This window comes from Streptomyces sp. NBC_00016 (assembly GCF_045040885.1).
In the GTDB taxonomy this organism is placed as follows: domain Bacteria; phylum Actinomycetota; class Actinomycetes; order Streptomycetales; family Streptomycetaceae; genus Streptomyces; species Streptomyces coriariae.
In genome coordinates this window covers 4,866,656-4,888,030 of the sequence record NZ_CP108304.1, presented here as the reverse complement: position 1 = coordinate 4,888,030, position 21,375 = coordinate 4,866,656, and the positions used below count along the sequence as shown (strand labels likewise).

At 73.2% G+C, this 21,375-nt stretch carries 19 protein-coding genes; 6 read left to right on the top strand and 13 right to left on the bottom strand.

Annotated features, from left to right (window positions below; all coding sequences use genetic code 11):
- The first annotated feature begins 117 nt into the window (after window positions 1-117).
- Window positions 118-1,857 (top strand): lysyl oxidase family protein, encoded by a 1,740-nt coding sequence (locus OG933_RS21620; RefSeq protein ID WP_405628506.1) that lies wholly within the window; start codon window positions 118-120, stop codon window positions 1,855-1,857.
- A gap of 402 nt (window positions 1,858-2,259) precedes the next feature.
- Window positions 2,260-3,573: an LCP family protein gene (locus OG933_RS21615; protein WP_405633471.1), complete on the top strand. Its 1,314-nt coding sequence runs from the start codon at window positions 2,260-2,262 to the stop codon at window positions 3,571-3,573.
- A gap of 200 nt (window positions 3,574-3,773) precedes the next feature.
- Here OG933_RS21615 and OG933_RS21610 read toward each other — a convergent pair whose 3' ends face one another.
- The gene (locus OG933_RS21610) at window positions 3,774-5,072 is read right to left on the bottom strand and encodes a sensor histidine kinase (RefSeq protein WP_405628505.1); all 1,299 of its coding nucleotides are present in this window, start codon (window positions 5,070-5,072) and stop codon (window positions 3,774-3,776) included.
- 485 nt (window positions 5,073-5,557) lie between these two features.
- Here OG933_RS21610 and OG933_RS21605 point away from each other — a divergent pair, with 485 nt between their 5' ends.
- From OG933_RS21605 to OG933_RS21595, 3 genes are all read left to right on the top strand, one after another.
- Window positions 5,558-6,109 (top strand): MarR family winged helix-turn-helix transcriptional regulator, encoded by a 552-nt coding sequence (locus OG933_RS21605; protein WP_405628503.1) that lies wholly within the window; start codon window positions 5,558-5,560, stop codon window positions 6,107-6,109.
- Between the two features lie 99 nt (window positions 6,110-6,208).
- On the top strand, window positions 6,209-6,577 hold the full coding sequence (locus OG933_RS21600; RefSeq protein WP_142265272.1) for a DoxX family protein: 369 nt from the start codon (window positions 6,209-6,211) through the stop codon (window positions 6,575-6,577).
- A gap of 30 nt (window positions 6,578-6,607) precedes the next feature.
- Window positions 6,608-7,531 carry an RNA polymerase sigma-70 factor gene (locus tag OG933_RS21595; RefSeq protein WP_405628501.1) on the top strand — a complete coding sequence of 308 codons (924 nt, stop codon included), beginning with the start codon at window positions 6,608-6,610 and terminating at the stop codon, window positions 7,529-7,531.
- Window positions 7,532-7,561: 30 nt separating this feature from the next.
- Here OG933_RS21595 and OG933_RS21590 read toward each other — a convergent pair whose 3' ends face one another.
- The 9 genes from OG933_RS21590 to OG933_RS21550 form a co-directional block, all read right to left on the bottom strand.
- A complete protein-coding gene (locus tag OG933_RS21590; RefSeq protein ID WP_405628499.1) occupies window positions 7,562-8,080 on the bottom strand; it encodes a GtrA family protein in 519 nt (172 codons plus the stop codon).
- A 196-nt stretch (window positions 8,081-8,276) separates the two neighbouring features.
- The gene (locus OG933_RS21585) at window positions 8,277-9,593 is read right to left on the bottom strand and encodes an NADase-type glycan-binding domain-containing protein (protein WP_405633470.1); all 1,317 of its coding nucleotides are present in this window, start codon (window positions 9,591-9,593) and stop codon (window positions 8,277-8,279) included.
- Window positions 9,594-10,126: 533 nt separating this feature from the next.
- On the bottom strand, window positions 10,127-10,684 hold the full coding sequence (locus OG933_RS21580; protein ID WP_362530457.1) for a phage tail protein: 558 nt from the start codon (window positions 10,682-10,684) through the stop codon (window positions 10,127-10,129).
- 31 nt (window positions 10,685-10,715) lie between these two features.
- On the bottom strand, window positions 10,716-12,674 hold the full coding sequence (locus tag OG933_RS21575; RefSeq protein ID WP_362530460.1) for a putative baseplate assembly protein: 1,959 nt from the start codon (window positions 12,672-12,674) through the stop codon (window positions 10,716-10,718).
- Complete coding sequence (locus tag OG933_RS21570; protein WP_171398387.1) at window positions 12,674-13,117, bottom strand: GPW/gp25 family protein; 444 nt, start codon at window positions 13,115-13,117, stop codon at window positions 12,674-12,676. Before OG933_RS21570 ends, OG933_RS21575 begins: the two co-directional genes overlap by 1 nt.
- Window positions 13,118-13,166: 49 nt before the next feature.
- The gene (locus OG933_RS21565; RefSeq protein WP_362530464.1) at window positions 13,167-15,068 is read right to left on the bottom strand and encodes a VgrG-related protein; all 1,902 of its coding nucleotides are present in this window, start codon (window positions 15,066-15,068) and stop codon (window positions 13,167-13,169) included.
- Window positions 15,068-15,793, bottom strand: a complete 726-nt coding sequence (locus tag OG933_RS21560) for a LysM peptidoglycan-binding domain-containing protein (RefSeq protein WP_405628497.1) — start codon at window positions 15,791-15,793, stop codon at window positions 15,068-15,070. Before OG933_RS21560 ends, OG933_RS21565 begins: the two co-directional genes overlap by 1 nt.
- 64 nt (window positions 15,794-15,857) lie before the next feature.
- Window positions 15,858-16,283 carry a phage tail protein gene (locus tag OG933_RS21555; protein ID WP_020132884.1) on the bottom strand — a complete coding sequence of 142 codons (426 nt, stop codon included), beginning with the start codon at window positions 16,281-16,283 and terminating at the stop codon, window positions 15,858-15,860.
- Window positions 16,284-16,361: 78 nt separating this feature from the next.
- Entirely contained in the window at window positions 16,362-17,783 is a 1,422-nt protein-coding gene (locus tag OG933_RS21550) for a hypothetical protein (RefSeq protein ID WP_405628495.1), read from the bottom strand.
- A gap of 184 nt (window positions 17,784-17,967) precedes the next feature.
- On the opposite strand from OG933_RS21550, the gene OG933_RS21545 reads away from it, so the two are divergent.
- Complete coding sequence (locus tag OG933_RS21545) at window positions 17,968-19,188, top strand: hypothetical protein (protein WP_405628493.1); 1,221 nt, start codon at window positions 17,968-17,970, stop codon at window positions 19,186-19,188.
- A 1,046-nt stretch (window positions 19,189-20,234) separates the two neighbouring features.
- Here OG933_RS21545 and OG933_RS21540 read toward each other — a convergent pair.
- From OG933_RS21540 to OG933_RS21530, 3 genes are read right to left on the bottom strand one after another with little or no spacing between them, the layout of a single operon-like run.
- Window positions 20,235-20,393, bottom strand: a complete 159-nt coding sequence (locus OG933_RS21540; RefSeq protein WP_020132885.1) for a DUF6760 family protein — start codon at window positions 20,391-20,393, stop codon at window positions 20,235-20,237.
- The gene (locus OG933_RS21535) at window positions 20,390-20,914 is read right to left on the bottom strand and encodes a hypothetical protein (protein ID WP_062644980.1); all 525 of its coding nucleotides are present in this window, start codon (window positions 20,912-20,914) and stop codon (window positions 20,390-20,392) included. Before OG933_RS21535 ends, OG933_RS21540 begins: the two co-directional genes overlap by 4 nt.
- Entirely contained in the window at window positions 20,914-21,357 is a 444-nt protein-coding gene (locus OG933_RS21530) for a phage tail protein (protein WP_020132887.1), read from the bottom strand. The genes OG933_RS21535 and OG933_RS21530 overlap by 1 nt, the downstream gene beginning before the upstream one ends.
- Window positions 21,358-21,375: the final 18 nt, after the last annotated feature.

The window sequence follows — 21,375 nt, the reverse complement described above, 5'->3', positions numbered from 1 at the left end:
TGTCTCACAGGTTGCTCAAAGCTTCGGCCGGAGTCCGTGGGGTGTGTCGGACCCGGCCGGAGGTCTGGGCTGTCCAGTCCGATGCCACTGACCATGGCACTCGCAGACGAGGAACCGATGACCAGATCGCAAGACCGTAAGGGCCTCAAGCGGGCGGCGTTCGCCGCCGGGGCCGCGCTCACCGTCGTGGCCGCCGTCGCCGGGTCCGCTCCCGGCGCCGGGGCCGCGCCCGCGAGCCCGGCCGGGACGCCGAAGCTCAAGCTCGTCGCCGCGTCGAAGGCCGTGACCGCCGACCGGTACGAGGGGAACTCCGGGGTCTACCTCGACCTCGGCACGTACGTCACCGTCGACAACGCTCCGCTGGAGCTGAAGGTGACCCGTAAGTCGTACAAGGACCCGATCGTCGCCCAGCAGATCCTGCGCAACGGGTCGAAGGTGACGACGAAGACGCTGCCCGCCGGGCTCGTCAAGGACTTCAGCGGCCTCCCGGACTTCCTGGAGGTCTCCATCAAGAACGCGGCCGGGGTGGAGGTGCAGAAGAGCAAGAGCAACTTCTGCCTGAACAACGCCTCCGGCCGGCTGCGTCCGGACGCCCCGGCCACCTCGCACTATCCGGAGAGCTGCTCCACCAACCCCTTCACGCTCGGCTCGGTCTGGGGTGTGGAGAAGGGCTGGGCGGCCAACACCTCCGCCTTCGACTACGACAGGCCGGTCGACCTGGCCGCGGGTGAGTACACCGTCAACGTCGGGGTGGCGAAGAAGTACCGCGACCTGTTCGGCATCCCCGACGACCGGCCGACCATCGCCCTGACCGTCCGGGAGATCAGCGACGGCGGGGAAGGCGGAGCTGGAGGGGGCGGCGGGGCCGGCCTCACCGCCCACGGTGCCACCACCGGCGGCGGCCATGGCGCGTCGCACGACATGGCGGGCATGGAAGGCATGAAGGGCATGGAAGGCATGGCCGGCATGGGGGGCGGTCACCACTACGGGCCCCGTGGCGCCGACGCCCCCACGCCCTCCGCGCTCTCGCACGCCCTGGAGGCTCGCGGTCTCGCCCACCACCTGGGCGACGGCTCCGGTCACACCGACGGCTCCCGGGTCGCGCCCGCGCTGAGGTCCGCCACCAAGCGGCCCACCGGGCGCGCGGGCGTACCGGCCAACGTGCCCAAGCCGGACCTGCGTTCGCTGCCGGCCTGGGACATCGCGGTCACCGACGGCGAGGACGGCGACGTGGCCGGCAAGGACTACCTCGCCTTCAGCGCCAACGTCTGGAACGCCGGCCCCGCGCCGCTCGTCGTGGACGGCTTCCGCAAGCCGGGCGCGGACCTGATGGACTCGTACCAGTACTTCTACGACGCCAAGGGCAAGCAGGTCGGCTACGCCCCCGCCGGAACCATGGAGTGGGACCCGCGCATCGGCCACGAGCACTGGCACTTCACCGACTTCGCCAGCTACCGGCTGCTCGCCGCCGACCAGAAGGAGATCGTCAAGAGCGGCAAGGAGGCGTTCTGCCTCGCCAACACCGACGCCATCGACTACACGGTGAAGAACGCCAACTGGCACCCGTACAACACCGATCTGTCGACCGCCTGCGGTCAGCAGAACTCGATCTCCGTGCGGGAGGTCCTCGACGTCGGCTCCGGTGACACGTACACCCAGTACCGTCCCGGCCAGTCCTTCGACATCACCGGCCTGCCGAACGGCACCTACTACATCCAGGTCATCGCCAACCCGGCGAACCGCCTGCAGGAGACCGACACCAAGAACAACGTCTCCCTGCGCAAGGTCGTCCTGGGCGGCACCGACGGCGCCCGCACGGTCTCGGTCCCGCCGGTCGACCTGATCAACGCGCCGTAGCCGTACGTCTCCCGACCGACCGACCGACCGGACCGTTGTACGTCCATCCGTCCATCCGTCCATCCGTCCGTCCGTCCGTCGGTCTCCGACGCCCCCGCGGTGATGCACCGCGGGGGCAACCCTTGGGCGGCTCTGTGAGTCTCCTGAGTCATCTGTGCTTTTACGACGTATTCCTGCACGCGTGTAGGGTTCCGACGTTCGGCGGTGACCAGCGCCGACGATCCGAGCACGGTGTACGGGGTGAAGACAGCCGAGGCGGAGGAGCGAGCGCCGGTGAGCGGGACGAGGAGGCGTGGGCGTACTCCGGTGGAGGCGGCCGGCCGCGGCAGCAGGAGCAGGACGGGCGGGCCCGGTGGCAGGACGGGTGGGCCCGGCAGGACGCGGCTCACGAGGCGCGGGCGGATCCTCGCGTGGGGCGCGGGCGTCACGTCCGTCGTCGTCCTCGCGGTGGGCGGGGTCGGGGCCTGGGTCTACAACGACCTGAACAACAACATCAACTCCGCCGACGTGGACGACAAGCTCGGCGAGAACCGGCCCGAGAACCTCAGCCCCGGCTCGAAGAACATCATGATCGTCGGATCCGACAGCCGCGACGGCGCCAACGCCAAGTACGGCAAGGACCTGACCACCATGCAGTCCGACACGCTGATGGTGCTGCACATCCCGGCCGACCGTAAGTGGGCCTCGGTCGTGTCCTTCCCCCGCGACTCGTGGGTGGAGATACCCAGTTGCGAGAAGGGCGACGGCAGTTCGTCCTCCCCGCACCACTTCAAGATCAACGAGGCGTTCGCGCTCGGCGGCAGCAACGGCAAGGTCGGCGAGGCCGCCGCGTGCAGCATCAAGACCGTCGAGGCCAACACCGGTCTGCGCATCGACCACTTCATGTCGGTCGACTTCTCCGGCTTCAAGGGCATGGTCGACGCGCTGGACGGCATCGAGGTCTGCCCCAAGCAGGCCATCCGCGACACCAAGGCCCGCCTGGACATGAAGGCCGGCTGTCAGACCGTCGAGGGCGAGAAGGCGCTCGGCTACGTCCGGGTCCGCTACGGCGTCGGCGACGGTTCCGACATCGGGCGCATCGGACGCCAGCAGGAGTTCATGGACGCGCTGGCCAAGAAGGCCAAGTCCAAGCTCACGAGCCCCGACGCCATGTACGGCTTCCTCCAGTCGATCACCAAGTCGCTCACCACCGACCCCGACATGGCGGGCATCAAGCCGCTGTACGGGCTCGCCGACGAGCTCAAGGGGATACCGAGCGACCGGCTGAGCTTCCTCACCGTGCCCAACTACGGGCGGGAGGCCGACCAGCCCACCGACAAGGCCAACGTGGTCTGGCAGTACCCGCAGGCCGCCGACCTGTTCACCTCCCTGGCCAAGGACAAGGAGGTCACCAAGCCGCAGTTGGAGGCGGCGAAGAAGAACGTGGTGTACGCCTCCAGCGTGCGGGTCCAGGTGCTCAACGGCACCGGGGTCTCGGGACGCGCCGCCGCCGTCGCGGAGAAGCTGAAGGACGCCGGATACACCGTCACCGGCACGGGCAACGCCCCCAAGACGGTGGCCAGGACGACCGTCACCTATCCGACCGGCCTCGACAGCCAGGCCGCCGTCCTCGCCTCCCGGCTGCCCGGCCGGACGGCCACCGCCGACGCGTCGGCCGCCCCGGGCGTCGTCACCCTGGTCGTCGGACCCGAGTTGAAGGTCGGCGACGTCGCCTGACGGGGCGTCCGGCCTGACGATGTACATGGTCAAGAGCACCCCGGAGATGGGGTAAGCTTGATCTTGAGCCGGTCACCGGAAAGAAAAACGGTGAACGAACTCATGCGTTGGTCGTCCAAGGAAAGACGCCCCGCTTCCTGCGGGGAAATGCAGGTGCAAGGCCTGCCCGGCGCTCCATGTGGAACGAGTCCCATCCCGTGTCAGACGGGGTGGGACTCGTTCGTTTTCCGCGCGCCCAGGGGCAGTTCGGCGACGACCTCGAAGCCCCCGCCGGGCCGATGCCCCGTACGGACCCGCCCACCCGCCGAGCTGGCCCGCTCCCGCATGCCGATGAGGCCGTAGCCGCCGCCCGCGGAGGCGGGGACCTTCGGGTGCGTGCCGCCGTCGTCCGTGACCGTCACCGTCAGCCGGCCGTCCGCGTAGACGAGCCTTATCGCTGCCGTACGGGCACCCGCGTGCTTGGTGACGTTGGTGAGGGCTTCCTGCACGATCCGGTACGCCGTGAGCTCCGCGCCGGCGGTGACCGGAGCGGGCTCGCCCTCGGTGTGGAGCGTCACCTCGAGCCCTGCCCCCTCGAAGGAGGCCGCCAGCTGCGGCAGTTGGGCGAGTCCGGGGGTGGATCCCACCGTCCGGGCGCGCTCCCCGGGATTCCTCGGCTCGTCGGCGTCGCCCGCGCCCGCTCGGCGCAACAGGCCGACGGTGGACTTGAGTTCGCGCAGGGCCGAGGCGGTGGTGCCGGTCAGATCGGCGGTGAGACGGGCGGCCTCCTCGGGACGGGCGGGGAGGTGCCGGGCCACCGCGCCGGCCTGAAGTCCGGCCAGGACCAGGTGGTGGGCGACGACGTCGTGCAGGTCGCGGGCGATGCGCATGCGCTCCTCGGCGACCCGGCGGCGGGTCTCCTCCTCCCGGGTGCGCTCGGCGTGCTCGGCGCGGGCCCGGACGGCGTCCAGATAGGCGGCGCGCAGCCGGGTCACCGTCCCCAGAGCGGTGGGCAGCAGCAGCCAGGCGGCCGGGCCCAGCAGCTTGAGCACCAGCGGTTCGCCGGCCGGCCCGGACGGCAGACCGACGCCGACCAGCAGGGCGATGCCGGTGAAGGCGAAGGTGTTGGCGGTCCTGCGGTCGGTGGAGACGGCGAGCGAGTACAGCGCGGCCATGAGCGGCGCCAGCAGCAGCACCGTGAGCAGATATCCGAGCGCGGAGGCGGCCACGGCGCAGCCGAGGGTCACGACGACCGTGCCGCGGGGGCGGTCGCGGCGCCGGATCAGCGCCGCGCAGGAGGCGCCGGCCAGCACCACACCGGGCCACCAGGGGACGCTCAGGTCCTGGCCGGGGAAGGTGATCACACTGCCCGGGAACGAACAGGCGAAGAGCGCGGCGGCGAGGACCGCGTCGGAGGACCGGGGATGGCCGCCGGCGAAGGGGAAGCTCGGGGATCCGACGGCTCCGGCGGGCTGGGAGGGAGGCGGTGAGGGGGACTGCGACGGGGACTGGGAGCGCATGGGAGGGGTTCCTGTTGCGGGCGGGGGGGGGGAGCGGGTCAGCCGGTGCGGTGGCCCCAGCCGTGCCAGGCGGTGACCAGGGCGGAGGCGCCGGCCACGACGGCGAGGAGCAGGCAGACAAGCGTCAGGTGGGCGGTCACGGACGGGCTCCGGTCGCGGTCGCGGTCGCGGCGCCGCCGGGGAGGAGCGCCTGCCAGAGCGGCATACCGTCCGGACGGGTGCGGGGCCAGGGCGTACAGCACCGGCACCGGCGCGGGCACCGGCACCGGCGCGGCTGCGGTCGCCGACGGACGTCGGGCGGCGGACGCGGTGCTTCCGGGCGGGGGTGATGGTGGCGTGCGGCATGAGAGACGCTCCGGTGGCTCGTGGGTGCCCTTGATCGGTGCCCTTAGTTGCTTGAGTTAGGCAACCATAGTGACTTACTTAAGTCAAGCAACGATCTACCCATCTTGCTTGAGTTAGGCAAGTATCTGTACGGTGAAAGGATGCCGATACCGCCGCCCGCAACGTCCGTGCCCGAAGATGTGATCGCCGTGGAGCAGGCACTCACCCGCATCACCTACCTGGCGACCCGTGCCCGTTGGCACGACCGGCTGATGGCGCACGCCGGACTTCCGCTGGACCGGGCCGCCGTGGCGATCCTCCGCCATCTCGCCGAGACCGACCCGCTGCGCCCCGGGATGCTCGCCGTACGGCTGTCCGTGGAGGCCTCCCATGTCACCCGGCAGCTGAGGCAGTTGGAGAAGTCCGGCCTCGTCGTCCGCTTCCCCGACCCGGCGGACCGCCGGGCTCAGCTCATCCAGCTCACCGCGGCGGGCCGGGCCGCGATCGGCCGGGTCCGGGACGTCGGCCGCCGGGGCATGAGCCTCGCCCTGGCCGACTGGACGCCGGACGACCTGCGGCAGCTCGCCACCCTGTTCCACCGCCTTGTCGACGACTTCGTCGCCCACGCGGAGATGGCGGTGGACGTGCCGACGGACGTGCCGACGGACGTGCCGGTGGACGGGTGGGTGGGGGGCGGTCCGTCCGTCGCGTGAGGCCTTCGTGGCGTTCGCGGGGGGCGGATGTCACAGGCGGAGGCCGCTGTCTCGTCCTACGGGGTGCAGGGAGAACAAGCCTCGATCAAGGAGTGGACGATGGACCTCGCGCTGTGGATCGTCGCCGGACTGCTGGCCGCAGTGGCCCTGGCCGGTGGCGTCACCAAGACGTTCGTGCCCAAGGAGACGCTGGCCGCCGCCCACGGTGGGGGATGGACCGCCGACGTCGGCGTCGCCTTCGTCAAGACGCTCGGTGTCCTGGAACTGCTGGCCGCGGCAGGCCTGATCCTGCCTGCCGCGCTCGGTGTCGCGCCGATTCTGGTCCCGGTGACCGCCGTCTGCTGGATCTTGTTGATGGTAGGCGCGATGATGACCCACGGCCGCCTGGGCGAGTCCAAGTTGGTGATGCTCAATCTGGTCTATCTCGCCTGCGCGGCATTCGTCGCGTGGGGCCGCTTCGGCCTCTGACCGCGTGGGTGAGGTCACGGAGGAGCCGGGATGGGCAGGACCGAGGAGTTCCAGGAGCTGCGGCCGCTGCTGTTCTCGATCGCCTACCGGATCCTCGGCAGCGTCGGTGAGGCCGAGGACGCCGTCCAGGAGACCTGGCTGCGCTTCGAGGCCTCCCCGACCGAGCCCAGGTCGGCCAAGGCCTTCCTCTCGGCCGTGGTGACCCGGCTCTCGATCGACGTGCTGCGCTCGGCCCGCGTCCGGCGGGAGGAGTACGTCGGGCACTGGCTCCCCGAGCCGCTGCTCAGCGACCCCTATGAGGATCCGGCGCGGTCGGCGGAGCTGGCGGACTCGGTGTCGGTGGCGGCCCTGCTGCTGCTCGAGCGGCTCAGCCCGCTCGAACGGGCGGTCTTCGTGCTGCGGGAGGTGTTCGCGTTCGGTTTCCCCGAGGTCGCGGTGGCCGTGGGGCGTTCGGAGGCGGCGTGCCGCCAGCTCGTGGTGCGGGCCCGGCGCCACATGGCCGAGGGCCGGCCCCGCTTCGCGGCGGACCGCAGGGAGCGGGAGGAACTGGCGTCCGGCTTCTTCGACGCCCTCCGCGAAGGCGACGTCGCCGGCCTCCAGAAACTGCTCGCCGCCGACGTGGCGATGGTCGGCGACGGCGGCGGCAAGGCCCCGCAGCTGGCCAGGGCCGTCATCGGCGCCGAGAACGTGGCCCGGGTGCTCGCCACCGCCTCCGTCCTGGTGGCGCGGATCGACGTGACCTTCGAGCCGCACGAGATCAACGGCCAGCCCGGCGCGATCTTCCGCGACCGGGACGGCCGGGTGCTCCACACCTTGGCGCTCGACGTGTTCCAGGGGCGGATCCAGGCGGTCCGGCTGGTGATCAATCCCGACAAGCTCGGCCACCTGGGCCCGGTGGCGGACGCCTGGGCCCTGGACCGCGAAGCGAGGCAGGCGCGTCGGCCTGCGCGGTGAGGGCGTGCGGCCCCGGTCCCCTGGCCTCGGTCAGCTCGGGCTGAGGGCCGCCGTGAGCCCGCCGGTGGTGACCGGCGTCCGCCGGGGGCGGGGGATCGTCGTCGCCTTGGTCGGCTGGTTGGGGTCGGCCGTCTTCGCCGTGTTCGCCGTCTCGTGGTCGGTGCCTGTCGCGAAGACGAACAGGCGCAGGATCACGAAGCGGCCTGTGCCGGCGAGGCCCGAGGCCGAGAGGTAGACGAGCTGCTCGGTGAGCATGCCGGGGGTGGGCTGGATCGCGTGGAGGGCGAACACGGCCACGGACGTCGCCGCGTAGGCCGCCGCCGCCGAACCCGCCGACTGCCAGTGCCGGCGCAGGCCCGCGCGGCGGCCGGTGCGGAAGGTGTAGCGGGCGTGGAGCTCCGTGCACAGGACCGTCGAGGCGAGGGTGACCAGCGCGTTCGACAGGGTCCACGGCATCAGCACCGCCAGCAGCGGGACGGCCAGGCTGGAGAGGACTCCGGTGCCGCCGCCGAAGACCACGAAGCGGGCGAAGGAGGTCAGCGACTTCACGGCGGTTCCTTCCACAGCGGGTGAACTAGCTTGCTTAACTCAGGCAACTATAAATAGCTTGCTTGACTTACGCAAGTACACACTCAAGGGGAAGGGCCCTGGTCGGCCGGGAGACCTTCCTCCCGGCCGACCAGGGCCCTGAACCGCCAGGCCGGACCGTCAGCCGTCAGCCGTCAGCCGTCGAGCCGTCAGGCCGTCACGTCGAGTTGGCGCTCGATCGGCCGAAGAACTCGATCTCGGCTATCGACACCTGCTTGCTCCCGGACGCCATGTACGACGACTCGATCGTGAAGCGGACCTTGGTGACCTCGCCCACGCGGAAGGCGCGCCGCTGGCCCCCCGAGCTCTGGTCCAGGGTGATCTCCCGGGTCGTCGTCTTGCCGTCCTTCAGGGTGATCGTCGCCTTGATGCGGTGCGGGAGGGCCGACTGGTTGAGCTGGTCGGGGCGGACCGACGTGCCCGAGGTGATGATCAGGTCCAGCAGGCGGGTCGGCTCGTCGAAGCGGGCCTCGATCCACTCGCCCTCGCCCGACTGCGAGACACCGGGACCCCACCAGCTGTTGTTGATCTTGTCGAAGGCCAGCTCCGGCTTGTGCCCCGGGTAGGAGCGCGAGGCCGCGAACGAGTCCGGGGCGACCGGCGCGCGCTTGGCGAAGTGGTCGCGGGTGGCCTGGATCGCCTCCGGCGTGTTCATCGCCGCGATGATCACGAGGGTGAGGACGACCGCCGCCACCACCCAGCTGAGGATGCGGTCGAACGTACGGCGCAGGCGCGGACGGTCGCCGGCCCAGGGGGACGCGCCGTTGCGGTTGAACAGGCGGCGCCACCAGGGGAGGCGGATCGAGGAGCGGTCCTCCAGCGTCATGGGCATCGCGCAGCGGACGCAGAAGTGCCGGTCGGGGTTGTTGGGGGTGGCGCACCAGGGGCACGCGACGCCGTACAGCTCGCCCTGGACGGGTCCGGGCGCGCGTACCTGTGGCCGGTCCGCGACCGGCCTGCCCGGCAGGACCGGGGCCACGGACGGGGGCGCGGCGGGCCGGGGCTCCGCGTCGGCGACGGGGACCAGGAGGGAGCGGGCGCGGGCGGCCATCGTGTCGCCGAGGGCGGGAGCTGGGGCGGCCGCCGGTACGGGTGTGGTGGGGGCGGTCGGGTCGGGGGCGTGGGCGTGTGCTTGCGCGGAAGCCGGTGCTGCGCCTGACAGAGCGGCGGTGCCGTCCTCCGGCGGGATGACCGGCAGGGGAGTTTCCGTGGTGTCCTCGTCGTCCGGGTCGTAGTCGTCGTCGGCGGCCGGGGCGGCGGCCTGGGTCGAAGGCTCAGGTGTGGCGTGGGGCGGGATGGGAGCCGGCGCGTTCGCCACCGTCGTGCCGGGGGCGGCGCCGGAGGCGGGTGCCGGAGCGGGAGCGGTGGTGGCGGAAGCCGTACGGGAGACCGCACCGGCCTCCGGCCCCGCGGCGCCCGACGGCTCCCGCGTGCCCTCCGCGGGGCGGTATCCGGCCCCGGAGCCGCCACTCAGGGCCCCGGAGTCGGCCCCGGCCGCTGCCCCCGCCCCGTACGCCGAGCCCGAGGCGGGTCCGGAGACCGGCCCGGACCCGTACGTGGACCCGGAAGCAGTCCCGGACCCGTGCCCGGAAGCAGTCCCGGAACCGTGAGCGGACGCCGTCCCGGACCCGTAGGGCGCCCCCGCCCCCGCCCCTGCCTCGTCACCCGTCGCGGACCCGGCACCGGCACCTGGCCCGGCACCTGTTCCGGAGCCCGAGCCCGAGCCCGAGTTCGAGCCCGAGGTCGAGCCCGTCCCGGCGGCGAAGCCCGTCCCGGGCCCGGCAGCCGACCCGGATCCGGTGCCGGGGTTCGGCCCCGATCCCGGCCCGGACCCCGGGTCCGAGCCCGGCCCGGACCCCGGCCCGGACCCCGAGCCGGCGGTCGACCCGGTGCCCGCGCCGGTGCGGGCCGGGGGGCGGTCCGTCCAGCTCAGTACGGCGCCGCAGGCGTCGCAGAACGACTGGCCGGGCTCGGCCCGCGTGCCGCACTCGGCGCAGTTCTGGGTGGTCATCTCTCCGGGGTCCTTTCGGCGGCGGTCACCTTGACCGTGTACGGCATGTGGGCGGGGCGGGCGGCGGCCACGAGGGTGTCCAGGCGATGCTCGTCCGCCGGGCCGGGGTCGGGCAGCCGGATCGTGACGTGCAGATGCGGCCGGGGCAGGCCGGGGACCGGACCGAGCGGCCGGGCGCTCCACTCGGCGCCGCCGCTCTCGGAGATCTCCGGCTCCACGCCGAAGGCCAGCCGGATCGTCTCCGACAGGCCGCGCCGGGTGCCGCGCACCCGGTGCAGGTAGGCGGCCGCCGCGACCGCGGCCCGCAGCCTCGGTTCCGGTTCCGTGCCGTCGGTCTCCGCGCCGACCCAACTCGCCAGCCAGCGGGTGAAGTCGACCGGGGCCAGGGCCGGGTCGAAGTAGGCGGGCAGGCAGTCGAGGACGTTGAGGATGGGGGCCATCACCTCGTCCAGGCCCCCGACGAAGCGCTGTGCCAGGTCGTCGTCGGCGAAGACGGCCGGCAGCATCGCGCCGATCGGCACGGAGGAGCCGAGTCCGTCCACCGAGCCCCTCAACGTCCCGTTCCCTTCCGTGGGTTCGCGCCGCTCATGCGCCGTCCCCGATCACTCGCACCCGGTGGTCGTAGGAGAACACCAGGGCCGGGGCGGCCAGGTCGATGCGGTCGGTGGCCTCACCGCGCTTGCCCGTCAGCGGGTCGGCGGGGTGCAGCATGACCTGGTCGACCAGCTCCACTCCCGGGACGCGTTGGAGGACGGCGAAGACCTCGCCCGACTGCACCGGGCGGCCGAAGGGCCAGCCCTTGCCGTCCGCGCCGCCGATCAGCGGGTCGAGGTGGCGGTAGAGGGCGTCGTGGGCCTGGCGGCGGACGCGGTCCGTGTCGACGCCCCGGAAGGCGTGCACCGTCGCCACCACCGTCACGCCCTGGTAGTACGGCGGGCCGACGGCCAGCCTGGTGCCGATCAGGCGGCGTTCGTCGAGGTGGCGGGTGATGCGGTCCAGCAGGGAGTCGCCGGGCACCAGTTGCTCGAAGCGGAGGCGTCCGCCGGGGTCCGGTACGGCCTGCGGGACCACCAGCACCCGTACCGCGTAGGAGCCGTGCTCGTCGGGCTGACCCTCCAGGCAGGTGATGCGGGCGGTCTCGGGGGCGGCGCGGCGGGCGAGTTCCTCGTAGTCGCGCAGGGTCACGGCCCGCTCCTGGGCGCGCAGGGTGATCGGCGCGCGGAGTTTCGCCTCCTCCACCGTCTCGCCGTCGACTCCGCCGCGCGCGGCCTCCCGGTTGACGACCTCCGAGACGTACGGGACGGAGGTGCGGAGCACCTGGACCGCGCCCCGGGCCACGTTGCCCGCGCGGCCGCCGCCGGTGCGGTAGCGGCGGGCACGGATGACCGAGCCCTTGGGGGCGACGGCGCCGTACTGGCGGAGTTTGCCGTCGGGTTCGCGGACGGACGGGCCGAAGGCGATCTCGCCGGTGGCCGCGTCGAGGGTGACATGGCGGTCGTCGGGGCCGGAGGCGGCGAAGTGCGGGACGACCTGCCAGTCGGACCAGCCCTCGTGCTGGGCGGTCTGGAGCAGGAGCGGCGGGTCGTCGCCGACGACGGGCGCGTGCGCGAGGGCGACGTGCTGGCCGGGGAGACCCGAGGACTCGCCGAGAGCCTCGTCGTAGACGGTCTCGGCGTGCACGGCGGGGGCGGTGCCGCCGACCGTGAACACCTCGGCGGACCGCACGGTCGGGGAGGTCGTGTAGAAGGGCTGGCCGGGGAGGGGCTCGGTGACGCGGCAGCGCAGCCAGCCGGCCTCCTGGCCGCCGGAGCGGGACAGGACGTGGCCGCCGGTGATGTGCAGGACGACCTCGCCGGGGCGGTTGAGGCCGCCGGTGCCGTCGCGGTCGATCTCGCACTCCTGCCAGCCGTCCTCGGTCCACGCCTCCCAGACCAGCGGGGGCTGGCGCGGGTCGACGCCGACGCCGTCGACGCGGCTGTCGAGTTCCAGGACCACCGCGCAGTGCGGGACGGCCGCGCTCAGGCCGAACAGCATGCAGTCGCCGGGCTGCGGTGCCTCGGCGAAGCAGAGCAGGTCCTTGCCCTCGGTGAGGTCGGTGGTCCGGTCGGTGACCGGCTCGCCCCGGTGCTGCACGACGAGGTGGCTCAACTCGCTCGGTACGACGGTGAGTTCGCGTTCCGTCGCGAAGACGACGGCTTCCTCGCTCTCCGTGCGGACCGTCGCCACCTCGGTGCCCACCGGCAGCAGGACCGGCTCGTCCTGCGGCGCGGACAGCCAGAAGGTGACCTCCGTGCGGGCGGCGGACGGCGGGAAGAGGCGGATGCCGACCAGGTCCAGGAAGGCGAGGTGGTTCTTGTCGGGGACGCGGTTGAGGCGGTAGACGATCTGGTCGGCCATGTGGGCGACCGTCTCGACGAGCGTCACGCCCGGGTCGGAGACGTTGTGGTCGGTCCACTCCGGTGCGCGCTGCTGGATGTAGCGCTTGGCGTCGTCGACGAACTGCTGGAAGCGGCGGTCGTCCAGGTTCGGGGAGGGCAGGGCCATCAGCGGTCGCTTTCGGAAGCCGTACCGGACGGACCGGGAAGACCCGGCTCGTCATGGGACGGAATGACGTAGAAGGGGAAGACGAGACTGCGCGGATTGTTGGTGCCGCGGATCGCGTACTGGACGTCGATGAAGAGCACGCCCTGTTCGGCGCCGGCCGTGACCTCGACGTCGGTGACCTCGATGCGCGGCTCCCAGCGGTCCAGGCTGGTGTACACCTCGTGCTGGATACGCCCGGCCGTCGCCTCGTTGACCGGGGCGAAGACCAGTTCGTGGATGGCGCAGCCGTACTCCGGGCGCATGGGGCGTTCGCCCGGCGCGGTGGCGAGGATCAGCCGGATGGCCTCCTCGATCTCACGCTCCCCGCTGACCAGGGCGATGCCCCCGGTGGGGCCGATGCGGAGCGGGAACGCCCAGCCCGATCCGACGAATTGCTCGGCCATCAGAGGGCCACCTGCCTTTTCCTGATTCTCACGGCGTGCCGTCCGCGTGTCACGGCAGCGGGTACGGCTTGGCGTTGACCATGACCATGCCCTGGAGCATGAGGGTGGCGGCCCGGATGCCCACGTTGGCGGTGGAGTTGATCTGGACGGTGGCGCCCGCGCTGAACGTGGCGGCGCCGCCCGACTTGAGGTTGAGCAGGCCCGCCGCGTCCACCGACACCATGCCCGTCATCGACCTGATGTTGATCAGGTTGCCCCTCAGGGTGATGGAGCCGCCGCTTCGGATGGCGATGTTGCGGCCCGCGGTGAGGGTGAGGTCGGTACCCGCCTTGACGGTCACCGAGCGGCTGCCCGTGATGCTGACGGTGCCCTTGCTGTCCACGGTGATCTCGGTCTGCGCCCGGTCCAGGTTGATGACGAGTTTGTCGTCGCCGCTGGTCAGCCGCACGCCCTGCTTGCCGCCGGTCCGCTGGCTGAGCAGGTCCACCCGGTTGCCCTCGCGGTCGGACAGGGTGTGCCGGGAGGCCCGCTGCCGGGCGCCGTCGTGCAGGGGCACGTCCTTGACGGGGGTCGGCTTGTCCTTGCCGTTGTACAGCCCGCCGATGACGTACGGGTGGTCCAGGGCGCCCCGGTCGAAGCCGACCAGCACCTCGTCGCCGACGTCGAGGGGGAAGATCGAGCCGCCGCGCTTGCCGCCCCACTGCACCACGCGCGTCCAGTCGCTGACGTAGGCGTCGTCGAGCCAGGGGAACTGGAGCTTGACCCGGCCCTGCTTGAGCGGGTCGCTGACGTCGGTGACCAGGGCGTTGGCGGTGCCGGGGAGGTTCAGGCCGTTGGAGGCGTTGCCGCCGCCGGAGGAGAGCCCGTACAGGGACCGCCACTGCCGTCCGCTGACCGTCACCCAGGCCTCGTAGTGCTTGCCGTCGCCGAAGACGTGCCGTACGGAGGTGGCGGTGTACTTGCCCTCGAAGGGAGCGCCCACGTCGGCGAGGGTGACGGGCAGCCCGGGGCGGAGCTTCGGGGTGCCGCGCGCGATGACCTCCAGCTCGGCGAAGGAGCCGGTGACGTCGTCGGCGAGGGCCTCGGCGGCGAACTTCACCTCCGACTGCCGGTCGTACGGCGTCTGCGCGTCGACCAGCTTGGCCGGCTTGAACTTGGCGGCGGCCTCACCGGGGGTCGTGCCGATGCTGATGCCGGGGTTGGTTTTGGCGGGCGCGGTCGCGGTGAGCTTCTTCTTGGTCGTCACGTCCCAGCCGCGCGCCTCGACGGTCGCGACCTGCTCGGCGGCGGTGACGGCGGCCCGCAGACGGAGGATGTCGGTGCCGGCCTCGAGGACGAACGGGCTCTTGTCGCCCGGGGTGGAGGTGGCCGGGGCGCCGGACGCCGGGTCGGGCTTGACGAACTGGAACTTGCCCTTGGCGTCCACCGACATGACCATCTCGTTCTCGTCGGCCAGCCGGGCGAGGAAGTCCCAGTCGGTGACGTTGGCCTGGCTGATGAACTCGTAGACGGTCTTGGTGGACTGGATCTTCCCGACCGGGACGCCGTCCTGGGCGGCCAGCTTGCGGGCGATGTCGGAGGCGCTCTGGTTGCGGTAGGCGGCGACGCGGCGCTGGCGCATCAGACGGTGGCCGAAGTCGTAGCCGCGGATGACGGTGAAGGTGCCGGTGCCGTCGTAGTCGGCCTCCAGGCCGCACACCTCGCCGGTGAGGAGCGGGTCGGAGGCGCCCTTGCCGTCGGCGATCGGGGCGAGGACGACGGGGGTGCCGAACTTGACGCCCAGCTTGCCGAGGACCAGACGGCCGGGGTCGCGGAAGGTGAGCCGGAAGGCGGCCGGCACGCCGAGTCCCTGGTCCACCCAGCCCTCGACGAGGAGCGGCGCGATGTCGACGGGCAGGGGACCGCCACCGAGGGTGACCTGGATGACGCTGGAGAACGCGGACTGGACCACTAGTGGCGCACCTCCTCGGCGGAGGGCAGCACGAGTTCGATGCCGGTCGGCAGGCGGGACGGGTCGTCGATGCCGTTGGCCTCGGCGATGGACCGCCACGCGGTGGCGTCGCCGTACTCGCGCCAGGCCAGCGACTGGAGGGAGTCACCGGCGACGACCCGGTGCACCCGCTGCGCGGTGAGGGCGCCGGAGGTCGGGTTCTGGCCCTTCGTCTTGCTGGGGATCTCGTTCAGGCGTACCTGGCAGGTGGCGCGGATCGGGACGCCGGTCGTGCCGAAGAGCGAGTACGTGACGTCGATGCTGCTGACGTAGGCGGTGAAGCGGGCCGTGGAGAACGAGCCCCACTGGAAGACCACCCACGGCGGCGAGGGCTGCTTGGCGGCGATGCTCTTGGTGGTGACCTCGCAGCACTCCAGCAGTGACTCGACCTTCTTCAGGACGGTGTTGCTGCCGGGCTGGTCCGAGGTGTCGAGGAAGATCTCGACGGTCATCTCGCGGGGCTCCGGGCCCATGAACTCCGGTACGGAGCCGTCCCGGACGGCCGCCGTGGGGGTGACCTTCCACTGGGCCCGGCGGCCGAGCTGGAGCTGTGCCGGGTTGAAGTCGAACCCGAAGGATTTGATCAGCCCGCCGGGGGTCGTGCTCGTGCCCACCGGCGGTTCGTGGATCGCGAGGGTGGCACGGACCAGGCTCTTGCCGGCGCCGCCTTTGCTTCCCTTGGCCATGGCTTGTACTCCCTGCCTCGTCCTGGTCCTGGTCCTGGTCCTGGTCCGGTTCTCGTCCCGGTCCTCAGTCCGTGAAGCCGTGGTGGGTGATCTCCAGGACCTCCGTGGCCACACCAGGGCTGTCCGGGCTGAGGGACGGCCCCTGCCAGCTGACCGGCAGCACGTCGATGAGCCCCCACCGGGCCACCTCCGAACCGTCCGCGCGCAGTGCCGCGATCTGCGCGGTCGGCCGGGTCACCCCCGTGGTGACCGACGAGATCCATTTGGCGACCTTGGTGGTGTCCGGGGTGAGCGGCCGGGTCAGCCGGATCGTGGAGAACGTGACCCGGGAGGGCAGCTGCCAGACGAAGCCGTTGTTGCCGCCCTCCTGGCGGTGCTCGATCTCCACCTGGGACGAGAGCCCCTCACACCCGTTGAAGAAGCCGAGGCTCTCGCCGTCGATGGTCAGGGTGAAGAAGATGGTGGAGCCCGGGTCGAGATCGGAGGGCATCGGGGCCTGGCCTTTCTGGGAGAGGGGGCGTCGGGAGCGGCGGGGGCTTCTGGGTCGGTGGCGCGGTCAGTGGCGCGGTCAGTGGCGGGGGTCGCGGAGTCTGCCGATCCGTTCGCGGTCGAGCCGCAGTTCGGTGCGGAGCAGACGGGTGATGCGACCGGTCAGGCGGTGCGTCAGCTCGTCGAGCTGGAAGTCGGTGAGCGCGCGCGGATCGAAACCGGGATGCGTGTGCGCGTGAGCGCGAGCGTGAGCCGGATCCGCCGCAGCCTGGTCGCCGCCGGGCGGGGGCCCGCCGGCGCCGCGGGGCGGGGTCCGCAGCGTGGGGGGCGGTGCGGCTTGGCGCCGCTGGACCACCGGGGCGGGCGGCGTGGGAGCCGCGGGCAGCGGCCGTGGGGCGGGGGGCGGGACCGGCAGGGGAACCGGCACCGGGATGGGTGCCGCCTGGGCCGGTGGTGCGAGGGGTGACGGCGGTGCGGCCGGGCGTACGGGGGCGCCGCCCGTCGCTCCCGGAGCGGGCAGCTGCCGACGCTGAACGACCGGAGCCGGCAGGGCAGGCGCGGCAGCCGGAGTCGCGGGTGCCACCCCCGGAGCGGACATCGGCGTGAGGCCGGGGGTGGGGTACGGACGCGCCACGGGCCCGCCCGCGGTCGCCCCGGGCGTGGCGCGGCGCAACGGTACGGGCGTCTTGGCCGCGTGGCGCTGCACGGGCGCCTGGGACACCAGGGGGACCGGGGAGACCGGGGCCACCGGGGCCACCGGGGGCCGCCCGGTGAGGGCGACGGGGGGTGCGGGGTGCGCGGGGTGCTGCTGTCCGGTCGTCGTCGTGGGACGGACGGTACGAGGGAGGGCACCCGTGGGGCCGGTGGGGCCGGTGGCGGAGTCCTGGGGCAGCGGAGCCTGACGATGCGTCGGCGTGCCGGTGCTGTGGACGGACGACGGTGTGGGCAGCGGGAGTTCGGGGGCGCCGGACATCGCGGTGCTGCGCTGTACGACGGGGGGCGTGAACGGGGGCGGCGCCGAAGAGGTGCCGCCGGGACCGGTGGTCGCCGCACGGGGCCCGATCGGGATGCCGCTCGGTGCCTTCAGCGGTGCCGCGTCCGCGGGGCGGGTGGAGAGGGGGGCGCCCAGCGCGGGGCGCGACGACGTGGGCTGCGCGGGCTGCGCGGCGGCGGTGACCGGTAGGGCGGCACGCTGTACGGGGGCGCCGAGCGGCGTGGAGCGTCGCAGCGGGGGCAGCGGTTCGGTCCGCGCACCCGGGGCGCCGGTGCCGTGGGCGGACGCGGCCGCGGAGGGCGTGCCGACGGGGGCCGGAGCCGCGGAGGGCGTCGGCGAGGCCGCGGGCGTCGCAGAACGACTGGCCGGGCCGAGCGGCGTGGCCGGGCCCGGTCCGCCCGAGGGAAGGCTCGTGGGGGCGCCGAGGCCCGCGCGACGCCGGGGGGCGGGCGCACCGGAGGCGGCCCGCTGGACGCTCGTCGCGGAAGGGGAGGTGGGCGCGGGCACGGACACAGGCGCGGGCTTGGTCGCGGAACCTGCGGCGGGCATCGGGGAGTTGGCGGCAGAACGCGCCGGAAGCGCCGGTCCGGAGTGCGCCGGCACCGAACCGCTCACGCCGCCCGGAGCCTGCGTGGCGGGTCGCGCGGGCGGGCCGACCGGAACGGGGGCCGCTACGGCACGTTGCACGTCGGTGGCTGCCGTACGAGGGCCGGCGGGCATGGGCGGGGGAGCGGGCGCGGGTGTCGTCGTCGGCCGGGACGGCGTCGAGGCCGGTGCCGGTGTCGTCGCGGCGCGTGGCACGCCGGGGGTCGATGCGCGGCCGGCGTCGCCGGAACCCGAGGTGGGACCGGGTACCGAGGCGGGGCCCGAGCCCGGTCCGGGGGGCGAGGCCGGTGCCGTCGCGGCACGTTGCACGCTCGGGGTGGGCGTGCGGCCACCGTCGTGCGAGGTCGCGGTGGAGCCGGGCGCCGGGGCGGGGCCCGCACCAGAGGCCGGTGCCGGTGTCGTCGCGGCGCGTGGCACGCCGGGCGTCGATGCGCGGCCACCGTCACGCGAGGTCGCGGTGGGGCCCGAGGCCGGGCCCGGAGTCGCTGCCGCCCGCTGCACGCTGGAGGGCGCCGTACGACCACCGCCACCGGAGGCCGAGCCGGGCCGCACGGGCGAAACGGGGCCGCTGCTCGCGCCGGAGCCCGGCGCAGACCCGGATCCTCGCGCGGGACCGGAAGCGGCACCAGAGGTTGAGGCGGAGGTGGCAGCGGAGCTTGAAGCGGGGGCGGAAGCCGGGCCCGGGGATGACACCGAACCGGATCCGGGCCCCGAACTGCGGGCGGCCGACGACCCGGTGGGGACATCGGCGGTGGGCGGGGAACTCGCGTCGGTGGCAGCACGTCTGCTCACGGTGACCGGCGCGACCGTGCCGGAGGGCGAGGAGGGCGAGGAGGCCGGGGCGGTCGCGGCGGAGCGTGTAGGGGTCGCCGGGGACGGGCCCGGGGTGGACGTCGGTGACGGGCCACGGTCCGTTCCGCCCGGCCGAGGTGCGGCGGCGCCGCTGCCCGGGGAGCGCATGCCGGTGCCCCCGGGTGCCCCACCGGGGGAGGAGGACGGCGCCGTACGGGCCGGAACGGCACGCTGCACGCTGGGACCGGCGCCCGCCGAAGGAGACCCGGCGGAACCGGCCGACGGAGCTGTCGCCGCCCCCGACGCACCTGGGAGACCCGAGGCACCTGCGGAACCCGAACCGGCCGACGCGGATGACGACTTCGCCGACGGCGGCAGGGCCGAGCCGGTCCGCGCGGTGGGCGTGACGCCGCCCACCGCCGACGGACCGGGGACAGCCGCACCGGTGCCACCCGCGCCCGGTACCGCGCGCTGCACCCGCACCGGGGCGCCGCCGGGCGCCGAGCCCGCGTGACGGGGCACCGCCCGCTGCAGCCCGACGGGCGGGAGGGCAGCCGTACGGGGCTCCCCCGCACCGGAGTTGCTTCCCGCCGCCGGTGCACCCGGGTTGGGGGCGCTTCGCGGACCCGGAGCGGGTTCCTTGCCGCTCGCCGGGCTTCCGCCGCCGGTCTCCGCACCCCGCCCGGACGCCTGAGCCGATCCGCTGCCACCGGAAGAAGCCGAAGCCGAAGCCGAGGCTGCAGCCGGGGTCGGCGCCGGGGAGGCGGACGGGGACGCCGGTCGGGCGGGCAGGCTGCGTCGCTGTACCGGCGCCGACACGGACCTCGTCAGCGGGGCCGGCCCCGTCGAGGGGACCGGGCTCGCCGGGGACACCCGGATGCCCCGCGCCGGGGAGGCTGCGGGAGCGGACGGCTCCGTCGGCCGGGACGGCACCACGGGCACCGCCGGGGAAGCCGGAGCCGCAGGCAGCGCGGAGGCCGTCGGATGCGCAGCCGTCGGAAACACGGGAGCCGCCGACCCGGACGGGCGCGGCGCAGCGCCCGAAGCCGTAACCCCCGTGGCACCCGCCCCACCCGGCCCGGCCGTCGAGCCCGGACCGGCTGAGGCCGGGCGGGGAGCGACCGGCGAGGACGCGGGAACGGCACGCTGAAGGGGGGTCGGCCGGGGCGGCGCGGCCACCCGCTCGGGTTCGGCGACCGGTGGGGCCGTCCGCAGGCTGCTCATCAGGCCGCCCGGCGCCGCGTCCAGCACCGCGTGGAAGCCGGTGCTGGTGAAGGAGGGGTTCTGCCAGGTGGCCAGCCGGCCGCCGAACCCGGCGTCGGCGACCCCCGACGTGCTCCCGGCCGCCGCGCGCTGGATGGGCGGGAGCGTCGGCCAGGCGGCCGCGACGACGCGTGGCGCCGTACCGGCGTCGCTCACCGGTGAGCTACCGCCGCCGGTCGTGGCCGGCGCAGCGGTGTCGGCGGCAGGCGCAGTGGTATCGGCGGCCGGCGAAGGGGCCGAGCCGTCCCCGCGCCCGCCCCCGCGGCCACCCCGGAACCGTTCCAGGAACCCCATGCCTCAGCCCTCCGCCCCGCCCCGGGTCACCAGGGACGCGATCTGGTCGGCGTAGCGGCGCCGGTCGTGGTGTTCCAGGTCCAGGATCTCGTCCTGGCCCCAGTGGAAGTGGTAGGCGACGTACGCGATCTCCTCGTGCAGCCGGTCGGTCGCGTACGTCACGATTCCCCCAGGCGGCTCCCGCCGAGTTCCACCTCGAAGGGCTCCGAGCAGTGGGGGCACTGCACCGAGGCGCGGGTGTGCCCCTCGGCGTTGACCTGACGGTAGAAGTCCTGGAGGAACGCCAGGTCGGAGGCGAACATGTTCTCCACGACGCCGTCGTGGACCAGCGGGAGGCTGCCGAGGCGGGTGATGACCCGCCCCAGCAGCACCACCGACAGGTACGCCGGGTTCTCCTGGACGCGGATGTCGCGGAGCGGGACCAGTTCGTCCCGCGCCGTCGCCAGCCGCATCACGCCGTCGCGGTGGACCGTGCCCGCCTCGTCGACGTACCCGCGCGGCAGCTCGAAGGGGAACTCCGTCTGGAGCCGGTACGGCGCGGGGGCCGGGGCGGCGGCCGCGCCCGGCGCGGAGAACGCGGACGCGGCGCCGGACAGGGATTCGGACTCGGGCACGGCGGTGGCCGGGAGCGCCTCCTGCGGCTCCCCGCTCGCCGCCGCTGCCCGGACAGCCGTGCGCCGCATTACTCGATGACCAGTTCTTCGAACGTGATCGTCACGGTCTCGGTCAGCGCGGAGGCCTCGCCGGCCTTCACCGAGCTGGTGTCGATCTTGCTGCACCAGGCGTTGCGCATGTTGTACCGCTTGACCGGGTTGTTCTGGTAGTCCATCACCATGATCGTGGCGTTCTTGCGGGCAGTGCCCATCACGCCGTTGATCGACTCGGTGATCCACTGGTTGAACGCCGCGGACTGGGTCATACCGCGCACGACCGTGCAGGTGCCCGCCTTCTTCACACCGGGCAGCTTCTTGGTGACGGGCTTGCCCTGCGCGGAGACCTGCTGGTACTCGATGACGTCCTGTTCGAGGCTGAGGCCGCTGACCTCGGCGAGGTACTCGACCATCACGCCGTCGATCTGGAGGCCGAAATTGTGTGAAGTAAGGGCGTCACCCGGCTGGAGACTCATCTGACTTTCCTTCTAAGT